Origin of the sequence: Pseudomonas sp. ICMP 8385, from assembly GCF_002699915.1 — a bacterium.
Taxonomy (GTDB): Bacteria; Pseudomonadota; Gammaproteobacteria; order Pseudomonadales; family Pseudomonadaceae; genus Aquipseudomonas; species Aquipseudomonas gessardii.
On sequence record NZ_LKBY01000157.1, the window covers coordinates 138,649 to 161,198 of the forward strand.

The window sequence follows — 22,550 nt, forward strand, 5'->3', positions numbered from 1 at the left end:
AACACAGTCCCAGCACGTGAAGCCTGTGCTGGTTGGGTGAGTGCGAAAGCGCCTGGGCATTCTTGCCGAATAGGGTGATGGGCGACCACTGACCGTTCGGTTAGGTTTTTTGACGGCCGAAAACGCAAAAGCCGCCCGAAGGCGGCCGTAGGGTCCAGGAAGAGGGTCGGTTCAGCCCGCCAGCATCGGGTAGGTAAACAAGCCGAAATGCAGCAGGTTCAAGCCAAAGTGCGTGGCAATCGCGGCGCCCAGGCCACCGAATCGATACGCCAGGCCATACCCCGCGCCGGCGATACTGGCCAGCAGCACCCACTGCCAGCCCGCGCCCACATGCACCAGGCCAAACAGCAGCGAGGCCAGCAGCAAGGCGAGGTTTTCGCCATAGGGCAACTGTTGGAAACGCCGGCTCAGGCCGCCCTGGATATAGCCGCGAAACAGCGCCTCTTCAACCAGGGTCACCAGCAACAGGTTGTTCAACACCCAGAGCCAGGCCTGGTCCGGCCATTTGGGGGCCCAACTGATCATGCCCAGCAGCACTGCCCCGCCAAGGGCGGCGAGGGTGGTCAGGGTCAAGGCCAGCGCCGTGGCGTAGATCGACAGGCGCAACGGGCGGCGGGCGACGATCCACGGGCAGGCCAGCAGCAGCCAGAAGCCGATCAGCGGCTTGTCTTGGTTCAGGTACAGCGAGAAGGGCACGGCATCGGCCGTGAAGCGCTGCGGGTCGATCCCGCGCCCGTTGTAGAAACCCGGCAGCCAGTGCATTGCCAGGCCCAGGGCCAGGACGATGAACAGGCCGTGGCCGAGGTAGCGCGCCCAGGGGATGTGTTGCTGGCGCACGGCATAACCGGCCACCAGTAATAGGCCGACGGAGACCAGGGCCAGTAACCCCAGTTGCCCGTAGGCCAGGGCCAATCCATAGCCAATGGAAAGAAGGGCCAGGTATAGCCAGGGTAAAGCGAACATCGGGAAATCCTTGTAACAGGTCGATGCAGGGGCGAGCCCGCTCGCGCCTACAGGAGGGATGGGCGCGCGATTATAGCGGCTGTCGCGGGCGGCAAAAATGAAAACACCGCCCGAGGGCGGTGTTTTGTCGGGCTTGACGCGTTATGAAGCAATCAACTGGCGCAGCACGTAATGCAGGATCCCGCCCGCCTTGAAGTATTCAACTTCATTGAGGGTATCGATCCGGCACAGCACTTCGACCTTCTCACTGCGGCCATCTTCGCGGGTAATCACCAGCGTCAGGTTCATGCGCGGCTCGATCTCGGCATCGGTCAGGCCGAGAATATCGATCTTCTCCTTGCCGGTCAGTTGCAGCGCCTTGCGGTTCTGGTCCAGCTTGAACTGCAACGGCAGCACGCCCATGCCCACCAGGTTGGAACGGTGGATGCGCTCGAAACTCTCGGCAATCACCGCCTTGACCCCCAGCAGGTTGGTGCCCTTGGCGGCCCAGTCGCGGCTGGAGCCGGTGCCATATTCCTGGCCTGCGACCACCACCAGCGGCGTGCCGGAGGCCTGGTACTTCATCGCCGCATCGTAGATCGGCATCTTCTCGCCGGTGGGAATGTAGAGGGTGTTGCCCCCTTCTTCGCCGCCGAGCATTTCGTTGCGGATACGGATGTTGGCGAAGGTGCCGCGCATCATCACTTCATGGTTGCCACGGCGCGAGCCGTAGGAGTTGAAGTCCCGGGGTTCCACGCCCTGTTCGCGCAGGTAGTGGCCGGCCGGGCTGTCGGCCTTGATATTGCCGGCAGGGGAGATGTGGTCGGTGGTCACCGAGTCGCCGAGCAGGGCCAGGATATGGGCGCCCTGTACATCCTTGATCACCGGCAATGGCCCGGCGATGTCATCGAAGAACGGCGGGTGCTGGATATAGGTGGAGTCTTTTTGCCACACATAGGTCGCGGCCTGCGGCACTTCAATGGCTTGCCACTGTTCGTCGCCGGCAAACACCTCGGCGTATTCCTTGTGGAACATGCTGGTGCTGACTTGCGCCACGGCGTCGGCAATCTCCTGGCTGCTGGGCCAGATATCGCGCAGGTAGACCGGCGCCCCATCCTTGCCGGTGCCCAGGGGCTCGCGGCTGATATCGATACGCACGGTCCCGGCCAGGGCATAGGCCACCACCAGCGGCGGCGAGGCCAGCCAGTTGGTCTTGACCAGCGGGTGCACGCGGCCTTCAAAGTTACGGTTGCCGGACAGCACCGACGCTACCGTCAGGTCGGCGTTCTGGATGGCTTTCTCGATAGGCTCGGGCAATGGCCCGGAGTTGCCGATGCAGGTGGTGCAGCCATAGCCCACCAGGTCAAAGCCCAGTTGATCCAGGTATTGCGTCAGGCCGGCAGCGTTGTAGTAGTCGGTGACCACCTTGGAGCCAGGCGCCAGGGAGCTTTTCACCCAGGGTTTGCGGGTCAGGCCCTTTTCCACGGCTTTTTTCGCCACCAGGCCTGCGGCCATCATCACGCTTGGGTTGGAGGTGTTGGTGCACGAGGTAATCGCGGCAATCACCACCGCGCCGTTTTTCAGGCGATAGGTCTGGCCTTCAAAGTCGTAGTCGGCTTCGCCCACCAGGTCGGCATTGCCCACTGCAACACCGCCGCCGCCTTCGCTTTCCAGGCGACCTTCTTCCTTGCTGGCGGGTTTGAACTGCAAGTCGAGAAAGTCAGTGAACGCCTGGCTCACATCCGGCAGCGAGACCCGGTCCTGGGGGCGTTTGGGCCCGGCCAGGCTGGCTTCGACGCTGCCCATGTCAAGGGCCAGGCTGTCGGTGAACACCGGTTCTTCCCCGGCATTGCGCCACAGGCCCTGGGCCTTGGTGTACGCCTCCACCAGCTTGACGGTGGCGGCCGGCCGGCCCGACAGGCGCAGGTAGTCCAGGGTCACCTCATCGACGGGGAAAAAGCCACAGGTGGCGCCGTACTCCGGGGCCATGTTGGCGATGGTGGCGCGGTCGGCCAGGGGCAGGTCGGCGAGGCCGTCGCCATAGAACTCGACGAATTTGCCCACCACGCCTTTTTTACGCAGCATCTGCGTGACCGTCAGCACCAGGTCGGTGGCGGTGATGCCTTCTTTCAATTTGCCAGTGAGCTTGAAGCCGATCACTTCCGGGATCAGCATCGACACCGGCTGGCCGAGCATCGCCGCTTCCGCCTCGATCCCGCCCACGCCCCAGCCCAGCACACCGAGGCCGTTGATCATGGTGGTGTGGGAGTCGGTGCCCACCAGGGTGTCGGGGAAGGCGTAGGTGCGACCGTCTTCGTCCTTGGTCCACACCGTGCGGCCCAGGTATTCCAGGTTGACCTGGTGACAGATGCCGGTGCCCGGCGGGACCACGCTGAAATTATCAAAGGCGCTCTGGCCCCAGCGCAGGAACGCATAGCGTTCGCCGTTGCGCTGCATTTCGATATCGACGTTTTGCTCGAAGGCGTCGGCATTGCCGAACTTGTCGACCATCACCGAGTGGTCAATCACCAGGTCCACCGGCGACAGCGGGTTGATGCGCTGTGGATCGCCACCGGCCTTGGCCACGGCGGCGCGCATCGCGGCCAGGTCGACCACGGCGGGCACGCCGGTAAAGTCCTGCATCAGCACCCGGGCCGGGCGGTATTGGATCTCGCGGTCGGAGCGGCGCTCCTTGAGCCAGGCGGCCAGCGCCTTGAGGTCGGCACCGGTTACGGTTTTTTCGTCCTCCCAGCGCAGCAGGTTTTCCAGCAGCACCTTGAGGGACATCGGCAGCTTATCCAGGTCACCCAGGCTCTTGGCGGCTTCGGGCAGGCTGAAGTAGTGGTAGGTCTGGCTGTCGATTTGCAGGGTCTTAAGGGTTCTCAGGCTATCAACGGATGACATTACATGACTCCTTATGGTCCGCACGGCTACGGACCTGACGGGACGAACAGAGCTTATAAGCTAGCCCGGTTTTGAGTAGCAGGCTAATTACTGGACTCTATGGATAAGTCCAAGGTTCCGAACTCGGCTATCATGCGCGCGTTTTCATGACAGGCCTTGCGCTACAGCAAGCCAGTTGCCAGGAGATTCAATGAACACCCTTTTTATGCACTGCCGCCCGGGTTTTGAAGGCGAAGTCTGTTCCGAGATTGCGGAACACGCCGCGCGCCTGAACGTTTCGGGCTATGCCAAGGCCAAGACCGGCAGCGCCTGCGCCGAATTTGTCTGCACTGAAGAAGACGGTGCCCAGCGCCTGATGCGCGGCCAGCGCTTTGCCGAGCTGATCTTCCCGAGGCAGTGGGCGCGTGGGGTGTTCATCGATTTGCCGGAAACCGACCGCATCAGTGTGATCCTCGCGCACCTGCGGGATTTCCCGGTGTGCGGCAGCCTGTGGCTGGAAATGGTCGATACCAACGATGGCAAGGAACTGTCGAACTTCTGCAAGAAATTTGAAGTGCACCTGCGCAAGGCCCTGCTGGCCGCCGGCAAACTGGTCGAAGACCCGGGCAAGCCGCGCCTGCTGCTGACTTTCAAGAGCGGTCGCGAAGTGTTTATGGGCCTGGCCGAGTCAAACAACTCGGCCATGTGGCCGATGGGCATCCCGCGCCTGAAATTCCCCCGTGACGCGCCCAGCCGCTCGACCCTGAAGCTGGAAGAGGCCTGGCATCACTTTATCCCCCGCGACCAGTGGGACGAGCGCCTGCACGGCGACATGACCGGCGTGGACCTTGGTGCCGCGCCGGGCGGCTGGACCTGGCAACTGGTCAACCGTGGCATGCTGGTGACCGCGATTGATAACGGCCCAATGGCCGAAAGCCTGATGGACACTGGCCTGGTGCAACACTTGATGGCGGATGGCTTTACCTTCACCCCCAAGCAACCGGTGGACTGGATGGTCTGCGATATCGTCGAGAAACCGGCGCGCAACGCGGCCTTGCTGGAAACCTGGATTGGCGAAGGCCATTGCCGCGAAGCGGTGGTCAACCTCAAGTTGCCGATGAAGCAGCGTTACGCCGAAGTGAAGCGCCTGCTGGAGCGCATCGAAGAAGGCTTCAAGGCGCGGGGCATCCGCGTGGAAATCGGTTGCAAGCAGCTGTACCACGACCGCGAGGAAGTGACCTGCCACCTGCGCCGCCTGGACGTAAAGAAACCCAAGGCCCGTTGATCCTATGGCGGGCGCCGCTCCAAAATGTGGGAGCGGGCTTGCCCGCGATAGCGTTATAACAGTCGAAATCAATGTTGAATGTGCCCACGTCATCGCGGGCAGCCCGCTCCCACACAGGGGCGGATCTGTTTTCGGAGTGAAGTATGAGTCAGTTTTCGGATGTACCCGTCGACGGCACCCTCGACGCCACCGGCCTCAACTGCCCGGAGCCGGTGATGATGCTGCACCAGCACATCCGCGACCTGGCGCCCGGTGGCCTGCTCAAGGTTATCGCGACCGATCCCTCGACCCGTCGCGATATCCCCAAGTTTTGCGTGTTCCTCGACCATGAACTGGTGGAACAGCGCGAAGAGGCGGGGACTTACCTGTACTGGATCCGCAAGAAGCTCGCTTAACCCGCCGCGCGGATGCGCTTGCGCGCACTGCGTGCCAGGCGCACCACCAGCATCGCCGCCGCGCAGCTGAGGCCGACGATCAGCCCCTGCCACAAGCCGCTTGGGCCGTTGGCCTGGCCCAGCCAGTCGGTGAGCCCCAGCAAGTAACCCACCGGCAGGCCCACGCCCCAATAGGCGAACAGGGTCAGGACCATGGTCACCCGGGTGTCCTGGTAGCCACGCAGGGCACCGGCGGCGGTCACCTGGATCGCATCGGAGAACTGGAACAGCGCCGCAAACACAATCAGCATCGCCGCCACCTGCACCACTCGCGGGTCGGCGGTGTAGATCGTGGCGATCTGCTCGCGAAACAGCAGCATCAGGCTGCACGACAGGCAGGCATACACCAGTGCGGTGCCCATCCCCACGCCGGCGGCGAAGCGCGCTTCACGGGGTTCGCCACGGCCCAGGGCCTGGCCGACCCGCACGGTCACGGCCATGCTCAGGGAGTAGGGGATCATAAACACCAGGGAGCTGAAGTTCAGGGCGATCTGGTGCCCGGCCACCACGGTTGCGCCCAGGCTGCCGATCAGCAGGGCGATCACCGCAAAGATGCTCGATTCGGCAAAAATCGCGATGCCGATCGGCAGGCCAATGCCCAGGATGCGCTTGATCACCGTCCACTGCGGCCAGTCAAAGCGCTTGAACAGCTCGCTGGCCTGATAGGCCGGGGCCCAGCGCGTCCACCCGACGAAGCCCAGCATCATCGCCCACATCACAATCCCGGTGGCCCAGCCGCAACCCACGCCGCCCATGGCCGGCACCCCGAAATGGCCATAGATGAACACGTAGTTCAACGGAATGTTCAATGCCAGCCCGCCCAGGCCGAGGATCATGCTCGGGCGCGTGCGGCCCAGGCCATCACTGAAACAGCGCAGCACGTAGTACAGCGCCACCGCCGGCATGCCCGCCGCGATGCCGTGCAGGTAGCCCATGCAGGGCGCGATCAGTTCGGGATCGACATTCATTGCATGCAGGATCGGTTCGGCACTGACCAGCAGCAATGACGCGGTAAACCCCACCACCAGCGCCAGCCACAACGCCTGGCGCACCAGCGGGCCGATCTGCGTGTGGCTGCCGGCGCCAAAGCGTTGGGCGACTTTGGGGGTGGTGGCCAACAAGGTGCCGGTCATCAACAGATACACCGGGATCCAGATGGAGTTGCCCAGGGCCACCGCCGCCAGGTCCCGCGCACTGACGCGCCCGGCCATTACCGCATCGACAAAGCCCATGGCGGTGGTTGCCAGTTGCCCGATCATGATCGGCAGGGCCAGCGCCAGCAGGCTGTGGACTTCCCGGCGAACGCGGGCAGGGCGGGAAAGGGGCAGGGTGGCAGTGTTCACGTACAGATGTCCGATAAGGAGGAGCGCAGGACGGCGCATTCTACGCGTTGACGGATGGGTCAGGAAAATACCTGTGTAGCGGATTTGTAAACGCACCGCAGGCGGGTGCCTGTACACTGCGGGTCCGCCAAAGGAGCCTGCCATGCTGATTGTTGCCGACGAAAATATCCCGCTGCTCGATGCGTTCTTTGAAGGGTTTGGCGAGGTCCGCCGGGTGCCGGGGCGTGCCATCGACCGCGCCGCCCTTGAACAGGCCGATGTGCTGTTGGTGCGCTCGGTGACCAATGTCAACCGTGCGCTGCTGGAAGGTACGCCGGTACGGTTTGTCGGCACCTGCACCATCGGCACCGACCACCTGGACCTCGACTACTTTCAAAAGGCCGGTATCCAGTGGTCCAGCGCGCCGGGCTGCAATGCCCGTGGCGTGGTGGATTATGTGCTGGGCAGCCTGCTGACCCTGGCCGAAATCGAGGGCGCAGACCTGACCCAGCGTACCTATGGCATCGTCGGTGCCGGTGAAGTGGGCGGGCGCCTGGTCAAGGTACTCAAGGGCCTGGGCTGGAAGGTGCTGGTCTGCGATCCGCCACGCCAGGCCGCCGAAGACGGTGATTACGCCAGCCTGGACCAGATCATCGAACACTGTGATGTGATCAGCCTGCACACCCCGCTGAAAAAATCCGGCAGTGGCTCGACCTGGCACCTGCTCGATCGCCAGCGGCTTGCGCAGCTCAAGCCGGGCACCTGGCTGATCAACGCCAGCCGTGGCCCGGTGGTGGATAACGCGGCGCTGCGTGAGGTGTTGCTGGCGCGCGAAGACCTGCAGGCGGTGCTGGACGTCTGGGAAGGCGAGCCGCAAGTGGATGTGGCGTTGGCCGAGTTGTGCGTGCTGGCGACCCCGCATATCGCCGGCTACAGCCTGGACGGCAAGCAGCGCGGCACGGCGCAGATCTACCAGGCATTGTGCGCGCACCTTGGCCAGCCGGCGAACATTCAGTTGAGCGACTTGTTGCCCGAGCCATGGCTGGCCGGGGTCAACCTCAATGCCAGCACCGACCCGGCCTGGGCCCTGGCGATGCTGTGCCGCAGCGTCTACGACCCGCGCCGCGACGATGCGGACTTTCGCCGTAGCCTGGTAGGAACGGTGGAAGAACAGCGCAAGGCATTCGACCTGTTGCGCAAACACTACCCGGAGCGCCGGGAGATCGATGGCTTGCAGGTGCGGATCCATGGCGAGTCGGCAGCCTTGCACGCCATCGTCAACGCCCTGGGCGCAACCCCGTCACCCTGGTAGGCGCGCATAAAAAAACCGGCCACCAGGGCCGGGTCTGAAAGAGCTTGGGCATATCAGCCTTGCTGGGCAGGCTTGACCAGTTTGCGTTCCAGTTCGGCGCAGGCGCCCTGGATCATCTCTTCGGTAATCTGCACTTCGCGACCCTGGGCATCAATATACGAGCAAGGCAACGGCTGTGGCTGGCGGATTACTTCAACTTTGTCAGTGCTGCGGGTTTGCAAGGACATGGCCTGTCTCCTCATCAGGGTGTGTAGCGACTCTAATTGCGCCGTATGACCGAGCTGTGACAACGCCTGGTCAGGCGGCGGCTTGAATGCCCACTCCAGCAGAAATCGCTGCGGATTTCCAGCCGCAGTTTAGACCGATAGCCTCTAGGGCCTAGTCTTGCGGGGCATAATTAACCTGACTCATTGTGATTTACCCAAGTTCAATCCGATTGCGGTGTAGGCTTGGGTTTGTCTTCCTCAGGTGATGCTCTCCATGCTGTCAGCCCGTCAACGCCGCGCCATTCGCCTGGCCATGCGCTTTATCGCCCCGTATCGCTGGCAGGCCGTCGGCGCCTTGCTCGCACTGATCGTCACCGCAGGCATTACCTTGTCCATGGGCCAGGGCATCCGCCTGTTGGTGGACCAGGGCTTCATGACCCAATCGCCGCACCTGCTCAACCAGTCCATCGGCCTGTTTATGTTCCTCGTGTTGGGCCTGGCGGTGGGCACCTTTACGCGCTTCTACCTGGTGTCGTGGATCGGCGAGCGGGTGGTGGCGGACATTCGCCGGCAGGTGTTCAATCACCTGATCTACCTGCATCCGGGGTTCTACGAGCACAACCGCAGCTCGGAAATCCAGTCACGCTTGACCGCCGACACCACCTTGCTGCAATCGGTGATCGGCTCATCCCTGTCGCTGTTTTTGCGCAATGGGTTGATGGTGATCGGCGGGATTGTGTTGCTGTTTATCACCAACCCCAAGCTCACCAGTATTGTGGTGGTGGCATTGCCGCTGGTGCTGGCGCCGATCCTGGTCTTCGGCCGCCGCGTGCGCAGCCTGTCGCGCCAGAGCCAGGACCGGATTGCCGACGTCGGCAGCTACGTGTCCGAGACCCTGGGCCAGATCAAGACCGTGCAGGCCTACAACCATCAGGTGCAGGATGAGCAGCGCTTCGCGGTGACGGTGGAGGAGGCGTTCGCCACGGCGCGCAAACGCATCGTCCAGCGCGCCTGGCTGATCACCCTGGTGATTGTGCTGGTGCTGGGGGCCGTCGGCGTGATGCTGTGGGTGGGCGGCATGGACGTGATCGCCGGGCGCATCTCCGGCGGCGAGCTGGCGGCCTTTGTGTTCTACAGCCTGATCGTCGGCAGTGCCTTTGGCACCTTGAGCGAGGTGATCGGCGAGTTGCAACGGGCTGCCGGGGCGGCGGAGCGGATCGCCGAACTGTTGCAGTCGAGCAATGACATCCAGGCGCCGGCCACGGGCGTGATTACGTTGGCGCAGCGGGTCAGTGGCCGCCTGGAGCTGCAAGACCTGTATTTCTCCTACCCATCGCGTCCCGACCGTTATGCCATCGAAGGCCTGAACCTGAGCGTCAAGGCCGGCGAAACCCTGGCCCTGGTCGGGCCATCCGGGGCGGGCAAATCCACCTTGTTCGATTTGCTGCTACGGTTCTACGACCCGCAACAGGGGCAGGTGCTGCTCGAAGGCCAGCCGCTTACCCGTCTCGACCCGCTGGACCTGCGCCGCTGTTTTGCCTTGGTGTCCCAAAGCCCGGCGCTGTTTTTTGGCAGCGTCGAAGACAACATCCGCTACGGTAACCCGCAGGCCACCTTTGCCCAGGTCGAAGCCGCGGCGCGCATTGCCCACGCCCACGATTTCATCCTGCAAATGCCTGACGGTTACCAGACCCATCTGGGCGATGGCGGCCTGGGCCTTTCCGGCGGCCAGCGCCAACGCCTGGCCATTGCCCGGGCCTTGCTGGTGGACGCGCCCATCCTGTTGCTGGACGAGGCCACCAGCGCCCTGGACGCCCAGAGCGAGCACCTGATCCAGCAGGCCTTGCCGCAATTGATGCAGGGGCGTACCACCCTGGTGATTGCCCACCGCTTGGCCACGGTAAAAAACGCCGACCGGATTGCGGTGATGGATCAGGGGAAGTTGGTCGCAGTGGGCACCCACCAGCAGCTGATCGCCAGCAACCCGCTGTATGCGCGGCTGGCGGCCTTGCAATTCAACGATGGCCACGACGAACTCTAAAAAAATGCCCGCGTCTCACAACGCGGGCACTTGCAGCTTCAAGCGTGCAGCTTTCGGCTGCTTTTACTGATCATCAAAATAACGCTCGTGCCAATCCACCAACGGCTGTGGCGAGTTGAGCTTCTGCCCGTAGATCACCGAATAAGACAGCACGTTCTGCACATACTGGCGGGTTTCGTCGAACGGGATGCTTTCCACCCACACGTCGAAACTCAGGTGATCGGCGCCGCGCAGCCATTGGCGTACGCGGCCGGGTCCGGCGTTGTAGGCGGCGGAGGCGAGCACGCGGTTGCCGTTGAACTGGCTGTGCACCTGGCTCAGGTAGGCGGCGCCGAGCTGGATGTTCTTGTCCGGGTCCAGCACCTGCTGCGGTGACGCCAGCGGGATGCTGAACTTGCGCGCGGTTTCCTTGGCGGTGGCGGGCATCAGTTGCATCAGGCCGCTGGCACCGACGCCGGAACGGGCGTCATCCATAAAGGCGCTTTCCTGGCGGGTGATAGCAAACACCCAGCTCGAATGCAGGCCACGGACCTTGGCTTCACGCACCAGCGTATCGCGGTGGGCCATGGGGAAGCGAATGTCCAGGTCGTCCCAGTACTTGGCCTGGCTGATGGTGCGGATCGCCGGGAAGTACCACTTCATGTCGTAGGCGAGCTTGGCCTGGGCGACCATTTCGTCACGGTTGAAGTGGCGGCTGACGTGATACCACTCACGGCGGCCGTCGACGATCTGGCCACGGGCATAAAACTCCAGGGCGCGGCGCACACCCGGGGTGTTGCGCACCTTGTTGACCAGGGCGTGGCTCATGACCAGAGGCTGGTTATTCAACTGATACGGGGCCTGGGAGCGATCCGCCGCGAGGAAGCCATAGAAGTCCCGTTCCCGTGCCAGGCCCTTGTACAGCACCAGCGCTTGCGGGTTCTTCGGCTCGGCCAGCTCCAGGGCGCGGGCCTGCCAGTAGCGCCAGCGATTGGTGGTGGCCAGGTCCTGGGGCAGCTTGCGGGTCAACTGGTAGGCATCTTCCCAGCGGGCCAGGCGCAGCAACAGGCGCAGGCGCCATTCGGAGACGGTGTTGTCACGCAGTTCCGGGTCGTATTTGCTCATCACGTCCAGGGCGCGGGGGTCGTAGCGGCGTGCCAGGGTCAGGCCGATTTCCCGGGCGATGGACACTTTTTCGCCGCGCGAGAAGTGCATGCTGCTGGCATACCCATCCAGCAGGGCCATGGCCTGTTCCGGGTCCTGGCGCGCCAGGCGGCGCAGGCCCAGGCCGACGGCGTCGGCCATGGCTTCGGTGGCCGGCAGGAAGCGCGATGGGTCGCTGAGCAGGGTGGGCTTTTGCGCCACGTCCACCATCAGGCGGCCCTGGGCGCCCAGGGTCGGCAAGGTTTTCACCAGGCTGTTGGCCAGCGGGTAGTTACGGGCTTCGGCGGCCAGCTTGGCGCGGTCCCAGATTTTCTGTTCGGTCAATTGCCCGGCGGCGGCCCACTGGCCAAAGGTGGCATCACAGGCGGCCGGCTGGGATTTGCCGGTCATCCACAGGGCTTCGGCGGTCTTGTAGCCTTCGGCCTTGAGGTTGTGGCTCAGTTGGTACTGGCCGTGGAGGCAGTCCAGTTCGGTGAAGTTGAGCTTGGCGTCGTAGTACTTTTCAAAGGTCTGCCAATCGCCACGCTCGGCCAGCCAGCGCAACCAGCGCAGTTTCATCCAGTTGGCCTGGGGCAGGTCGCCATGCTTGGCCAGGAACTGTTCGATTTCCTGGTTGCTCGCGGTCTTCAGGCGGGCGGTCAGTTCGTCGTAGGCCAGGTACGGCGTCAGCGGGTAATCGGCCAGGGCCTGGCGGTATTGCATATAGGGGCCGGTGTCACCCTTGGCCAGGGCGCGCTTGGCCTGGTCGTAATATTGGCGTTGGGTGGTCAGGTCCACTGCCTGGGCGGTCTGGACGGCGGTGGAGGAAAGAAGCAGGCAAGATAAAAAGCTGAAAAGGCGACTGCGCATGAGACGTCCGTGCAAAGAAATCAGGACTAGTGCCGGCGCCGCCGACACTGATTGCTCCTAGCTTAGCCTTTTGCCTACAGCCGGTGAAAGCTTTGCAGGGCGCTTCGCTGAAGTTCTCAAGAAATGTCCTACAGAACGTGTCGGGCATGAAAATGCCGGCCGCTTCACCCCCCAACTCAGGTAGAATGCGCGCCCAGTTTTTGGAGAAGCGTATGACCCTGCTCAAATTCAGCGATGTGTCCCTTGCTTTCGGCGCTATGCCGTTGTTGGACAAGGTGTCCTGGCAGATCGCCCGTGGTGAGCGGGTGTGCATCATCGGCCGCAACGGCACCGGCAAGTCCAGCATGATGAAGCTGGTAAAAGGCGACCAGAAGCCCGATGACGGCTCCGTGTGGCGCGCGCCGGGCCTGAAGATCGGCGAATTGCCGCAGGAATTGCCGGTGGCCGACGAACGGACCGTGTTCGACGTGGTTGCCGAAGGCCTCGACGGCGTGGGCGAACTGCTTGCCCAATACCATCACCTGGCGCAGAACTGCGTCACCGAGGAAGACCTGGACAAACTGATGCACGTCCAGCAAGACCTCGAAGCCCGTGATGGCTGGCGCTTGCAGCAACTGGTCGACAGCACCCTGAGCCGCCTGCAACTGCCGGCCGACAAGACCCTGGCCCAATTGTCCGGTGGCTGGCGTCGCCGCGTGCTGCTGGCCCAGGCCCTGGTATCCGAACCGGACCTGCTGCTGCTCGACGAACCGACCAACCACCTGGATATCGGCGCGATTGCCTGGCTGGAAGAAGCCCTCAAGGACTTCCAGGGCGCCGTGCTGTTTATCACGCACGACCGTTCTTTCCTGCAGAACCTCGCCACGCGCATCCTCGAACTGGATCGCGGCGGCCTGATCGACTGGAACGGCGACTACGCCAGCTTCCTGGTGCACAAGGAAGCCAGCCTGGCCGCTGAAGAAACCGCCAACGCGCTGTTCGACAAGAAACTGGCCCAGGAAGAAGTGTGGATCCGCCAGGGCATCAAGGCCCGCCGCACCCGTAACGAAGGCCGCGTACGCGCCCTGAAAGCCTTGCGTGTGGAGCGCAGCGAACGTCGCGAGCGCACCGGCAAGGCCAATATCCAGCTCGATACCGCCGACAAGTCGGGCAAGCAGGTGATGGTCCTGGAGAACGTCAGCTTCCATCACCCGGACGGCCCGTTCCTGATCAAGGACTTCTCCATGGTCTTGCAGCGCGGCGACCGCATCGGCCTGCTGGGGGCCAACGGCACTGGCAAGACCACCTTGCTCAAGCTGATGCTCAGCGGCCTGCAACCGACCAGCGGCACCGTGGAAGAGGGCACGCGCATCGACGTGGCCTACTTCGACCAGTTGCGCCACCAGTTGGACCTGGAAAAGACCGTGATCGACAACGTCGCCGAAGGCCGCGACTTTATCGATATCGACGGCCAGAGCCGCCACGTGCTGAGCTACCTGGGCGACTTCCTGTTCAGCCCGCAACGTGCCCGCACGCCGGTCAAGGCCCTGTCTGGCGGTGAGCGTGCGCGCCTGCTGCTGGCCAAGCTGTTCAGCAAACCGGCCAACCTGCTGGTGCTCGACGAACCGACCAACGACCTCGACGTGGAAACCCTCGAACTGCTGGAAGAGGTCCTGTTGACCTTCAACGGCACCGTACTGATGGTCAGCCACGACCGGGCATTCCTCGACAACGTGGTCACCAGCACCCTGGTCTTTGAAGGCGAGGGCAAAGTGCGCGAATACGTCGGTGGTTACCAGGACTGGCTGCGCCAGGGCGGCTCGCCGCGCCTGCTGGGCGTGACCGAGAGCAAGTCTGGCAAGGCCGACTTGAACTCTGCGGTGGTTGCACCTGCCGCTGCCGAACCTGTTCAGGACGCTGCGCCGGCGGCCAAGAAAAAGCTCAGCTACAAGTTGCAGCGTGAGCTGGAAGCCTTGCCGGGTGATATCGACGCCAAGGAGCAGCAGATCGCTGCCGTGGAGGCCGAAATGGCTGACGCGGGTTTCTACCTGCGTCCTGCGGCGGAAACGGCCAAGGTCATCGAGTCCCTGGAGAAGCTGAACCAGGAGCTGGAAGTATTGGTTGAGCGTTGGGCCGAGCTGGATGCCTGAATGATTTCGCGGCAATAAAAAACCCGGTGCTCATGTTGATGAGTACCGGGTTTTCTCTATGAATACGGTCAAAATGTGGGGGCGGGCCAGCCTCCACATTTGATTTGCAGTGTTCTTACGAGCTTTTTACCAGCTTCACTGCCAGTACGTCGCACGGTGCGCCGTGCAGTACATCGTTGGCAGTGGAGCCCAGCAGCAACGCCAGGCCGTGACGGCCATGGCTGCCCACCACGATCAGGTCGCACTGTTGCTCCTTGGCCAGTTCGTGGATTTCCTGGCGCGGCTGGCCATATTTGAGGTGGTTTTGCTCTGCTTTCAACGCGGGATACTTATCGGTCAGCCGCCCCAGGCGCTCCTTGGCCTGGTCGAACTGCTGCTGTTGCAGTTGCGAAAGGTCCATCGGTACGTCGCCGCCAAAGGCCATGGCCATGGGTTCGACGATATGCACCAGGGATAGCTTGGCGCTATCGCCGGCAACGGCCATGGCGCGCTTGATCACCGGATCGCACTCTTCGGTCAGGTCCACGGCGACCAGAATATGTTCGTAAGTCATGAGGCGTTCCTCCAGGGGACTGCAATAAGTTCAGTATGGCTGCTTTCAAGCGGATGGGGTTGAGTCAGGTCAAATCCGCTCATCTAGAAATTCGGGAGTACACATATGACGGTCTGGATAGTGGTGTCAATCCTTCTCGTGGTCTTGAGCCCCCTGGCCTGGCTGCGCCCCTCGCGCCACCAGAGCGGGCGCATGGCCCTGCGCATGGAAGCGCGACGCATCGGCCTGGCCATGCAGCTGTCGCCCCAGGAATGGCCGCACTGGCTCAAGCAGGAGCCGCCCAGCCCTTGTGCGCAGTACTGTCGGCCACGGCGCGGCAGCAAACCCGCACTGTGGGTTTACTGGCAACTGGAGCCGGGTGTGTGGGTCAATCAATGGCAGGAAATCTGCGTTGACGAGAAGTTGTTGCCGCATTTTGCAACGCTGCCCGATAACGTCTACAAAATCGAAGCCGACGGGCAAATGATTGCCTTGTATTGGGGCGAGAAGGGCGAATTCAGTGACTTACAGGCCATCAACACCTTGCTCAAGGCCCTGGCCTGATACCTCGCCGCAATAAAAAGCCCGACATCATCATCGGGCTGGAGTTGGCCAGGCAGGCCGGTAAATTGTGCAATCCATCGCGCCGTGCATTCGCCCAGGCGTTCAAACGTGCCGCTAGCCTAGCCGGATATCTGCCGCTGTACAGGCACTTTCCAGGCTTTTTCGATTATTGATTCTGTGAATACCTGCGCATTGATTCGTCTTGGCGGTTCTGAAATGACTGAAAAGTCGCGTTTTAGCGGCTCTTTCGGGCGATTGACAATTGCCTGGAATTGGCTGAAGGTGGCGTACCCAAATCAAACGGGCGTATGAATTGAGTGTTTGTCTGTAAGGCATCTCATACATAATCCCGACTATCGCATTGGCGGGTGTGCCTGGCGCGTTGGCGTGAGCATTGACGACATGATCAATGCCCGACCAGGGGCCAGCGTCCGATGTGTACTGTTCAGCTTCCATATCGTGGAGATCAGTTGATGATTTACGAAGGTAAAGCCATCACGGTTAAGGCTCTTGAAAGTGGCATCGTCGAATTGAAATTCGACCTCAAGGGTGAGTCCGTCAACAAGTTCAACCGTCTAACCCTGAACGAACTGCGTCAGGCCGTAGACACCATCAAGGCTGATGCATCGATCAAGGGTGTGATCGTCTCCAGTGGCAAGGACGTGTTTATCGTCGGCGCCGACATCACCGAATTCGTCGACAACTTCAAGCTGCCCGATGCCGAGCTTGTGGCTGGCAACCTCGAAGCCAACAAGATTTTCAGCGATTTCGAAGACCTCAACGTACCGACCGTTGCCGCGATCAATGGCATCGCGCTGGGCGGCGGTCTGGAAATGTGCCTGGCCGCGGACTTCCGCGTCATGGCCTCCAGCGCGAAAATCGGCCTGCCGGAAGTCAAGCTGGGCATCTACCCGGGCTTCGGCGGTACTGTGCGCCTGCCGCGCATCATCGGTGCCGATAACGCCATCGAGTGGATTGCCGCTGGCAAGGAAAACCGTGCTGAAGACGCGCTGAAAGTGGGCGCCGTGGATGCTGTGGTTGCCCCGGAAAAACTCGCAGAAGCGGCACTGAACCTGATCAAGGGCGCCATCAGCGGCGAATTTGACTACAAGGCCAAGCGTCAGCCGAAGCTGGAAAAACTCAAGCTCAACGCCATCGAACAAATGATGTCGTTTGAAACCGCCAAGGGTTTTGTCGCCGGTCAAGCGGGTCCTAACTACCCGGCCCCGGTCGAAGCGATCAAGACCATCCAGAAAGCCGCGAACTTCGGTCGCGACAAGGCCCTGGAGATCGAAGCCGCCGGCTTCGTCAAACTGGCCAAGACCTCGGCTGCACAGAGCCTGATCGGCCTGTTCCTGAACGATCAGGAACTGAAGAAAAAGGCCAAGGCCTACGACGCCATCGCCAAAGACGTGAAACAGGCTGCCGTCCTCGGCGCCGGGATCATGGGCGGCGGTATTGCCTATCAGTCGGCGTCCAAAGGCACGCCGATCCTGATGAAAGACATCAATGAGCACGGGATCGAGCAAGGCCTGGCCGAAGCCGCCAAGCTGCTGGTAGGCCGCGTTGATAAAGGCCGCATGACCGCTGCGAAAATGGCTGAAGTGCTTAACGGCATTCGTCCTACGCTGTCCTACGGTGATTTCGGCCACGTCGACCTGGTGGTCGAAGCCGTTGTCGAGAACCCGAAGGTCAAGCAGGCGGTACTGGCTGAAGTTGAGGCCCAGGTCAAAGAAGACACGATCCTGGCGTCCAACACCTCGACCATTTCCATCACCTTGCTGGCCAAGGCCCTCAAGCGCCCGGAAAATTTCGTCGGCATGCACTTCTTCAATCCGGTGCACATGATGCCGCTGGTGGAAGTGATCCGTGGCGAGAAGTCCAGCGAGCTGGCCGTTGCCACCACCGTTGCCTACGCCAAGAAAATGGGCAAGAACCCGATCGTGGTCAACGACTGCCCGGGCTTTTTGGTCAACCGCGTGCTGTTCCCGTACTTCGGCGGTTTCGCCAAGCTGGTCAGCGCTGGCGTGGACTTTGTGCGGATCGACAAGGTCATGGAAAAATTCGGCTGGCCCATGGGCCCGGCGTACCTGATGGACGTGGTCGGTATCGACACCGGCCACCACGGTCGCGACGTTATGGCTGAAGGCTTCCCGGACCGCATGAAAGACGACCGTCGCTCGGCCATCGATGCACTCTACGAAGCCAAGCGCCTGGGCCAGAAGAATGGCAAGGGCTTCTACGCCTACGAGACCGACAAGAAGGGCAAGCAGAAGAAAGTTGCCGACCCATCGGTTCACGAAGTGCTGGCTCCCATCGTCTACGAGCAGCGTGAAGTGTCCGACGAGGACATCATCAACTGGATGATGATCGCCCTGTGCCTGGAAACCGTGCGCTGCCTGGAAGACGGCATCGTCGAAACCGCCGCCGAGGCCGATATGGGCCTGGTGTACGGCATTGGTTTCCCTCCATTCCGTGGCGGTGCGCTGCGTTACATCGACTCGATCGGTGTGGCCGAGTTCGTTGCCCTGGCTGATCAGTACGCTGATCTGGGCCCGCTGTACCACCCGACCGCGAAGCTGCGCGAGATGGCCAAGAACGGCCAGAGCTTCTTCGGTTAAGCGCCCAAACGACTAGAGCGAGAATATTTATGAGCTTGAATCCAAGAGACGTCGTGATTGTCGACTTCGGTCGTACTCCGATGGGCCGCTCCAAGGGCGGCATGCACCGCAACACCCGTGCCGAAGACATGTCGGCGCACCTGATCAGCAAACTGCTGGAACGCAACGTCAAGGTCGACCCGAACGAAGTCGAGGACGTGATCTGGGGCTGCGTCAACCAGACCCTGGAGCAGGGCTGGAACATCGCGCGCATGGCCTCCTTGATGACGCAGATCCCGCACACTGCTGCCGGCCAGACCGTCAGCCGCCTGTGTGGCTCGTCGATGAGCGCGCTGCACACAGCCGCCCAGGCGATCATGACCGGCAACGGTGATGTGTTTGTGGTCGGCGGCGTGGAGCACATGGGCCACGTCAGCATGATGCACGGCGTCGACCCCAACCCGCACATGTCGCTGTACGCGGCAAAAGCCTCGGGCATGATGGGCCTGACCGCGGAAATGCTCGGCAAGATGCACGGCATCACCCGTGAAGCCCAGGATGCATTCGGCGTGCGTTCCCACCAACTGGCCCACAAGGCCACCGTGGAAGGCAAGTTCAAGGATGAAATCATCCCGATGAACGGCTACGACGAGAACGGTTTCCTGAAACTGTTCGACTACGACGAAACCATTCGTCCAGACACCACCCTGGAAAGCCTGGCGGCCTTGAAGCCGGCGTTCAATCCAAAGGGCGGCACCGTGACAGCCGGTACGTCGTCGCAGATCACCGATGGTGCTTCGTGCATGATCGTGATGTCGGCCCAGCGTGCCCAGGACCTGGGGATCCAGCCTCTGGCAGTGATCCGTTCCATGGCCGTGGCGGGTGTGGACCCGGCGATCATGGGCTATGGTCCAGTACCGGCCACACAAAAAGCCTTGAAGCGCGCAGGTCTGAGCATCTCCGACATCGACTTCTTCGAGCTCAACGAAGCTTTCGCCGCACAGGCCCTGCCCGTGCTGAAAGATCTGAAAGTGCTCGACAAGATGAACGAGAAGGTTAACCTGCACGGCGGTGCGATTGCCCTGGGCCACCCATTCGGTTGCTCCGGTGCGCGTATCTCCGGTACTTTGCTTAACGTGATGAAGCAAAATGGCGGCAACCTTGGGGTTGCAACCATGTGCATTGGTCTCGGCCAAGGCATTTCCACCGTCTTCGAACGCGTCTAAGCGTTGGGTTGACGGAAGCCGGGGCCCAGTGCCCCGGTTTTTGTTTTTTGGAATTTTTAATTTTTTTTTAACAAATTTTGTAAGAGGGCCAGAGCATGCAAGTCGAACCAGGGCTCTACCGGCATTATAAAGGTCCCGAGTACCGCGTTTTTAATGTGGCGCGGCACTCCGAGACCGAAGAAGAAGTGGTGTTCTACCAAGCGTTGTATGGCGATTACGGCTTTTGGGTACGCCCCTTGAGCATGTTCCTGGAGACCGTTGAAGTTGACGGCAAGCAGGTCCCGCGCTTTGCTTTGGTGCAGGTCGAACCCAGTCTTTTTTCAGGGCAATAACGGCAGGTTGCGCGCAATGCCGCGCTTGACCTCACTGTGTTGCCACTATATATAGCGTTGCCGCGTCAGGCGCCAACCGCCTTTCTCTTCTCGAATTCAGGAATTTTCCGATCCATGGGCAAATCGCTGGTCATTGTGGAATCCCCGGCTAAGGCCAAGACCATCAACAAGTACTTGGGCAACGAGTACGTGGTGAAGTCGAGTATCGGCCATATCCGAGACCTGCCCACCAGCGGTTCGGCTAGCGCCAGCAAGGAGCCTGCTGCCAAGCGCGGCAAGGCGGCTGCGGGCGAAGGTCCGGTGCTCTCGCCTAAAGAGAAGGCGCGCAAGCAGCTGGTCTCGCGCATGGGTGTGGACCCGGATCATGGCTGGAAGGCCAAGTACGAAATCCTTCCGGGCAAGGAAAAGGTGATCGAGGAGCTGCGCCGGCTCGCCAAGGATGCCGACACCATTTATCTGGCGACGGACTTGGACCGCGAAGGGGAAGCCATTGCCTGGCACCTGCGCGAAGCCATCGGTGGGGATGACAGCCGCTATAAACGCGTGGTGTTCAACGAGATCACCAAGAAGGCGATCCAGGAAGCCTTCTCCAAGCCGGGCGAACTGGACATTGACCGCGTCAATGCCCAGCAGGCGCGGCGCTTTCTCGACCGCGTCGTCGGCTACATGGTCTCGCCACTGCTGTGGGCGAAGATCGCCCGTGGCCTGTCCGCTGGCCGTGTGCAATCGGTAGCGGTCAAGCTGGTGGTGGAGCGTGAGCGCGAGATTCGTGCGTTCAACCCTGAAGAGTACTGGGAAGTCCACGCGGACCTCGGTACCGCCAAGGGCGCTACCGTGCGCTTTGACGTGGCCCGCGAGAAAGGCGAGGCCTTCAAGCCGCTCAACGAAGCCCAGGCCATGGCTGCGCTGGACAAGCTCAAGGCTTCCAGCTACAGCATCGTCAAGCGCGAAGACAAGCCCACCAGCAGCAAGCCGTCGGCGCCGTTCATCACGTCCACCCTGCAACAGGCCGCGAGCAACCGCCTGGGCTTTGGCGTGAAGAAGACGATGATGATGGCCCAGCGTCTGTACGAAGCGGGCTACATCACGTATATGCGTACCGACTCCACCAACCTGTCGGTGGACGCGGTGGCGATGGCGCGTACCTATATTGAAAGCGAGTTCGGCAAGAAGTACCTGCCGGAGAAGCCAAACGTCTACAGCAGCAAGGAAGGCGCACAAGAGGCTCACGAAGCGATCCGCCCCTCCGATGCCAATACCGAGCCAAGCAAGCTCACGGGCATGGAACGTGACGCTGAGCGCCTCTACGAGCTGATCTGGCGCCAGTTCCTGGCTTGCCAGATGCTGCCGGCGCAATACCTGTCCACCACCGTCACGGTGGGAGCTGGGGACTTCGAGCTGCGTGCCAAGGGCCGTATCCTCAAGTTCGACGGCTACACCCGCGTAATGCCGCAAATCGCCAAGCCGGGCGATGACGATGTGCTGCCGGATATGGCCCAAGGCGATGTGATGAAGCTGATCAAGCTTGATCCGAGCCAGCACTTCACCAAACCGCCGGCCCGTTATTCGGAAGCCAGCCTGGTCAAGGAGATGGAAAAGCGCGGGATCGGTCGTCCTTCGACCTATGCGGCGATCATCTCCACCATTCAGGACCGTGGCTACGTGGCCCTGCATAACCGTCGTTTCTATTCGGAAAAGATGGGCGATATCGTTACCGAACGTTTGTCCGAGAGCTTCTCCAACCTGATGGACTACGGCTTTACCGCCGGCATGGAAGAGAACCTCGATGACGTGGCCCAGGGCGAGCGCGACTGGAAAAACGTACTCGACGAATTCTATGGTGACTTCAAGAAAAAACTCGAAGTCGCCGAGAGCCCGGAAAACGGCATGCGCGCCAACCAGCCGGTGATGACGGATATTCCGTGCACCACCTGCGGGCGGCCGATGCAGATCCGCACCGCGTCTACCGGGGTGTTCCTGGGTTGCTCGGGCTACAGCCTGCCGCCCAAAGAGCGCTGCAAGGCCACGGTCAACCTGGTACCGGGTGATGAAATTGCTGCCGACGACGAGGGTGAATCCGAGTCGTTGGTGCTGCGTGGCAAGCACCGTTGCCCGATCTGCAGCACGGCGATGGATGCCTACCTGCTGGACGAGAAGCACAAGCTGCACATCTGCGGTAACAACCCCGATTGCAACGGCTACGAGATCGAAGAGGGCACCTACCGCATCAAGGGCTACGAAGGTCCGAGCCTGGAGTGCGACAAGTGTGGCAGCGAGATGCAACTCAAGACCGGCCGTTTCGGCAAGTTCTTCGGTTGCACCAACCCAACCTGCAAGAACACCCGCAAACTGCTGAAAAGTGGTGACGCGGCGCCGCCGAAGATGGACCCGGTGAAGATGCCCGAGCTCAAGTGCGAGAAGGTCAACGACACCTACATCCTGCGTGACGGCGCTTCGGGCCTGTTCCTGGCCGCCAGCCAGTTCCCGAAAAACCGCGAGACCCGTGCGCCCCTGGTGCTGGAAATCGTGCCGCACAAGGATGAGATCGATCCCAAGTACCACTTCCTGTGCGAAGCGCCGAAGAAGGATCCCGACGGTCGTCCGGCCGTGATCCGCTACAGCCGCAAGACCAAGGAGCAATACGTGCAGACCGAGGTGGACGGCAAGCCTACGGGCTGGAAGGCGTTCTACGACGGTGGCAAGTGGAAGGTGGAGGACAAGCGCCAGGGCGCTTGATCCCGCTCCTGCAT

At 61.7% G+C, this 22,550-nt stretch carries 16 protein-coding genes; 10 read left to right on the forward strand and 6 right to left on the reverse strand.

The window, feature by feature from the left end; translation table 11 throughout:
- Positions 1-171 precede the first annotated feature (171 nt).
- Positions 172-963, reverse strand: coding sequence for a CPBP family intramembrane glutamic endopeptidase (locus tag AO268_RS30640; RefSeq protein WP_099170770.1), 792 nt, complete (start codon positions 961-963; stop codon positions 172-174).
- A 141-nt stretch (positions 964-1,104) separates the two neighbouring features.
- Positions 1,105-3,846, reverse strand: a complete 2,742-nt coding sequence (acnA, locus tag AO268_RS30645) for an aconitate hydratase AcnA (RefSeq protein WP_099170771.1) — start codon at positions 3,844-3,846, stop codon at positions 1,105-1,107.
- A 190-nt stretch (positions 3,847-4,036) separates the two neighbouring features.
- On the opposite strand from acnA, the gene rlmM reads away from it, so the two are divergent.
- Both rlmM and tusA read left to right on the forward strand, forming a co-directional pair.
- The gene (gene rlmM / locus AO268_RS30650; RefSeq protein ID WP_076961258.1) at positions 4,037-5,110 is read left to right on the forward strand and encodes a 23S rRNA (cytidine(2498)-2'-O)-methyltransferase RlmM; all 1,074 of its coding nucleotides are present in this window, start codon (positions 4,037-4,039) and stop codon (positions 5,108-5,110) included.
- 143 nt (positions 5,111-5,253) lie between these two features.
- Complete coding sequence (gene tusA / locus AO268_RS30655) at positions 5,254-5,505, forward strand: sulfurtransferase TusA (protein ID WP_076961259.1); 252 nt, start codon at positions 5,254-5,256, stop codon at positions 5,503-5,505.
- Here the strand turns inward: tusA and AO268_RS30660 are convergent.
- Positions 5,502-6,887, reverse strand: a complete 1,386-nt coding sequence (locus AO268_RS30660) for an MATE family efflux transporter (RefSeq protein WP_099170772.1) — start codon at positions 6,885-6,887, stop codon at positions 5,502-5,504. The genes tusA and AO268_RS30660 overlap by 4 nt on opposite strands.
- A 142-nt stretch (positions 6,888-7,029) precedes the next feature.
- On the opposite strand from AO268_RS30660, the gene pdxB reads away from it, so the two are divergent.
- Positions 7,030-8,178 (forward strand): 4-phosphoerythronate dehydrogenase PdxB, encoded by a 1,149-nt coding sequence (gene pdxB, locus AO268_RS30665; RefSeq protein WP_099170773.1) that lies wholly within the window; start codon positions 7,030-7,032, stop codon positions 8,176-8,178.
- 53 nt (positions 8,179-8,231) lie between these two features.
- Here the strand turns inward: pdxB and AO268_RS32860 are convergent, their stop codons facing one another.
- Complete coding sequence (locus tag AO268_RS32860) at positions 8,232-8,405, reverse strand: PA1571 family protein (protein WP_162843708.1); 174 nt, start codon at positions 8,403-8,405, stop codon at positions 8,232-8,234.
- 244 nt (positions 8,406-8,649) lie between these two features.
- Here AO268_RS32860 and AO268_RS30670 point away from each other — a divergent pair, with 244 nt between their 5' ends.
- A complete protein-coding gene (locus tag AO268_RS30670) occupies positions 8,650-10,425 on the forward strand; it encodes an ABC transporter transmembrane domain-containing protein (protein ID WP_176561428.1) in 1,776 nt (591 codons plus the stop codon).
- A 63-nt stretch (positions 10,426-10,488) separates the two neighbouring features.
- On the opposite strand, the gene AO268_RS30675 is transcribed toward AO268_RS30670, so the two are convergent.
- Positions 10,489-12,417: a transglycosylase SLT domain-containing protein gene (locus AO268_RS30675; RefSeq protein WP_076961263.1), complete on the reverse strand. Its 1,929-nt coding sequence runs from the start codon at positions 12,415-12,417 to the stop codon at positions 10,489-10,491.
- Between the two features lie 212 nt (positions 12,418-12,629).
- Between AO268_RS30675 and AO268_RS30680 the strand changes: the two genes are divergently transcribed.
- Positions 12,630-14,546, forward strand: a complete 1,917-nt coding sequence (locus tag AO268_RS30680) for an ATP-binding cassette domain-containing protein (RefSeq protein WP_076961353.1) — start codon at positions 12,630-12,632, stop codon at positions 14,544-14,546.
- A 115-nt stretch (positions 14,547-14,661) separates the two neighbouring features.
- On the opposite strand, the gene AO268_RS30685 is transcribed toward AO268_RS30680, so the two are convergent.
- A complete protein-coding gene (locus AO268_RS30685) occupies positions 14,662-15,099 on the reverse strand; it encodes a universal stress protein (protein ID WP_076961264.1) in 438 nt (145 codons plus the stop codon).
- A gap of 105 nt (positions 15,100-15,204) precedes the next feature.
- Here AO268_RS30685 and AO268_RS30690 point away from each other — a divergent pair, with 105 nt between their 5' ends.
- The 5 genes from AO268_RS30690 to topA all read left to right on the forward strand — a co-directional run bounded on the left by AO268_RS30690 (position 15,205) and on the right by topA (position 22,536).
- A complete protein-coding gene (locus AO268_RS30690; protein WP_099170775.1) occupies positions 15,205-15,642 on the forward strand; it encodes a hypothetical protein in 438 nt (145 codons plus the stop codon).
- Between the two features lie 473 nt (positions 15,643-16,115).
- The gene (fadB, locus tag AO268_RS30695) at positions 16,116-18,263 is read left to right on the forward strand and encodes a fatty acid oxidation complex subunit alpha FadB (RefSeq protein ID WP_076961266.1); all 2,148 of its coding nucleotides are present in this window, start codon (positions 16,116-16,118) and stop codon (positions 18,261-18,263) included.
- A 29-nt stretch (positions 18,264-18,292) separates the two neighbouring features.
- A complete protein-coding gene (gene fadA / locus AO268_RS30700; protein WP_003172567.1) occupies positions 18,293-19,468 on the forward strand; it encodes an acetyl-CoA C-acyltransferase FadA in 1,176 nt (391 codons plus the stop codon).
- A gap of 95 nt (positions 19,469-19,563) precedes the next feature.
- The gene (locus tag AO268_RS30705) at positions 19,564-19,800 is read left to right on the forward strand and encodes a DUF1653 domain-containing protein (protein ID WP_076961267.1); all 237 of its coding nucleotides are present in this window, start codon (positions 19,564-19,566) and stop codon (positions 19,798-19,800) included.
- 114 nt (positions 19,801-19,914) lie between these two features.
- Complete coding sequence (gene topA / locus AO268_RS30710; protein ID WP_076961268.1) at positions 19,915-22,536, forward strand: type I DNA topoisomerase; 2,622 nt, start codon at positions 19,915-19,917, stop codon at positions 22,534-22,536.
- The last annotated feature ends 14 nt before the right edge of the window (positions 22,537-22,550 follow it).

What these genes read in the sequence shown, in the direction of transcription:
- AO268_RS30640 (WP_099170770.1), bottom strand. Translation starts at nt 963, where the DNA reads ATGTTCGCTTTACCCTGGCTATACCTGGCCCTTCTTTCCATTGGCTAT.
- acnA (WP_099170771.1), bottom strand. Translation starts at nt 3,846, where the DNA reads ATGTCATCCGTTGATAGCCTGAGAACCCTTAAGACCCTGCAAATCGAC.
- rlmM (WP_076961258.1), top strand. Translation starts at nt 4,037, where the DNA reads ATGAACACCCTTTTTATGCACTGCCGCCCGGGTTTTGAAGGCGAAGTC.
- tusA (WP_076961259.1), top strand. Translation starts at nt 5,254, where the DNA reads ATGAGTCAGTTTTCGGATGTACCCGTCGACGGCACCCTCGACGCCACC.
- pdxB (WP_099170773.1), top strand. Translation starts at nt 7,030, where the DNA reads ATGCTGATTGTTGCCGACGAAAATATCCCGCTGCTCGATGCGTTCTTT.
- AO268_RS32860 (WP_162843708.1), bottom strand. Translation starts at nt 8,405, where the DNA reads ATGTCCTTGCAAACCCGCAGCACTGACAAAGTTGAAGTAATCCGCCAG.
- AO268_RS30670 (WP_176561428.1), top strand. Translation starts at nt 8,650, where the DNA reads ATGCTCTCCATGCTGTCAGCCCGTCAACGCCGCGCCATTCGCCTGGCC.
- AO268_RS30675 (WP_076961263.1), bottom strand. Translation starts at nt 12,417, where the DNA reads ATGCGCAGTCGCCTTTTCAGCTTTTTATCTTGCCTGCTTCTTTCCTCC.
- AO268_RS30680 (WP_076961353.1), top strand. Translation starts at nt 12,630, where the DNA reads ATGACCCTGCTCAAATTCAGCGATGTGTCCCTTGCTTTCGGCGCTATG.
- AO268_RS30685 (WP_076961264.1), bottom strand. Translation starts at nt 15,099, where the DNA reads ATGACTTACGAACATATTCTGGTCGCCGTGGACCTGACCGAAGAGTGC.
- AO268_RS30690 (WP_099170775.1), top strand. Translation starts at nt 15,205, where the DNA reads ATGACGGTCTGGATAGTGGTGTCAATCCTTCTCGTGGTCTTGAGCCCC.
- fadB (WP_076961266.1), top strand. Translation starts at nt 16,116, where the DNA reads ATGATTTACGAAGGTAAAGCCATCACGGTTAAGGCTCTTGAAAGTGGC.
- fadA (WP_003172567.1), top strand. Translation starts at nt 18,293, where the DNA reads ATGAGCTTGAATCCAAGAGACGTCGTGATTGTCGACTTCGGTCGTACT.
- AO268_RS30705 (WP_076961267.1), top strand. Translation starts at nt 19,564, where the DNA reads ATGCAAGTCGAACCAGGGCTCTACCGGCATTATAAAGGTCCCGAGTAC.
- topA (WP_076961268.1), top strand. Translation starts at nt 19,915, where the DNA reads ATGGGCAAATCGCTGGTCATTGTGGAATCCCCGGCTAAGGCCAAGACC.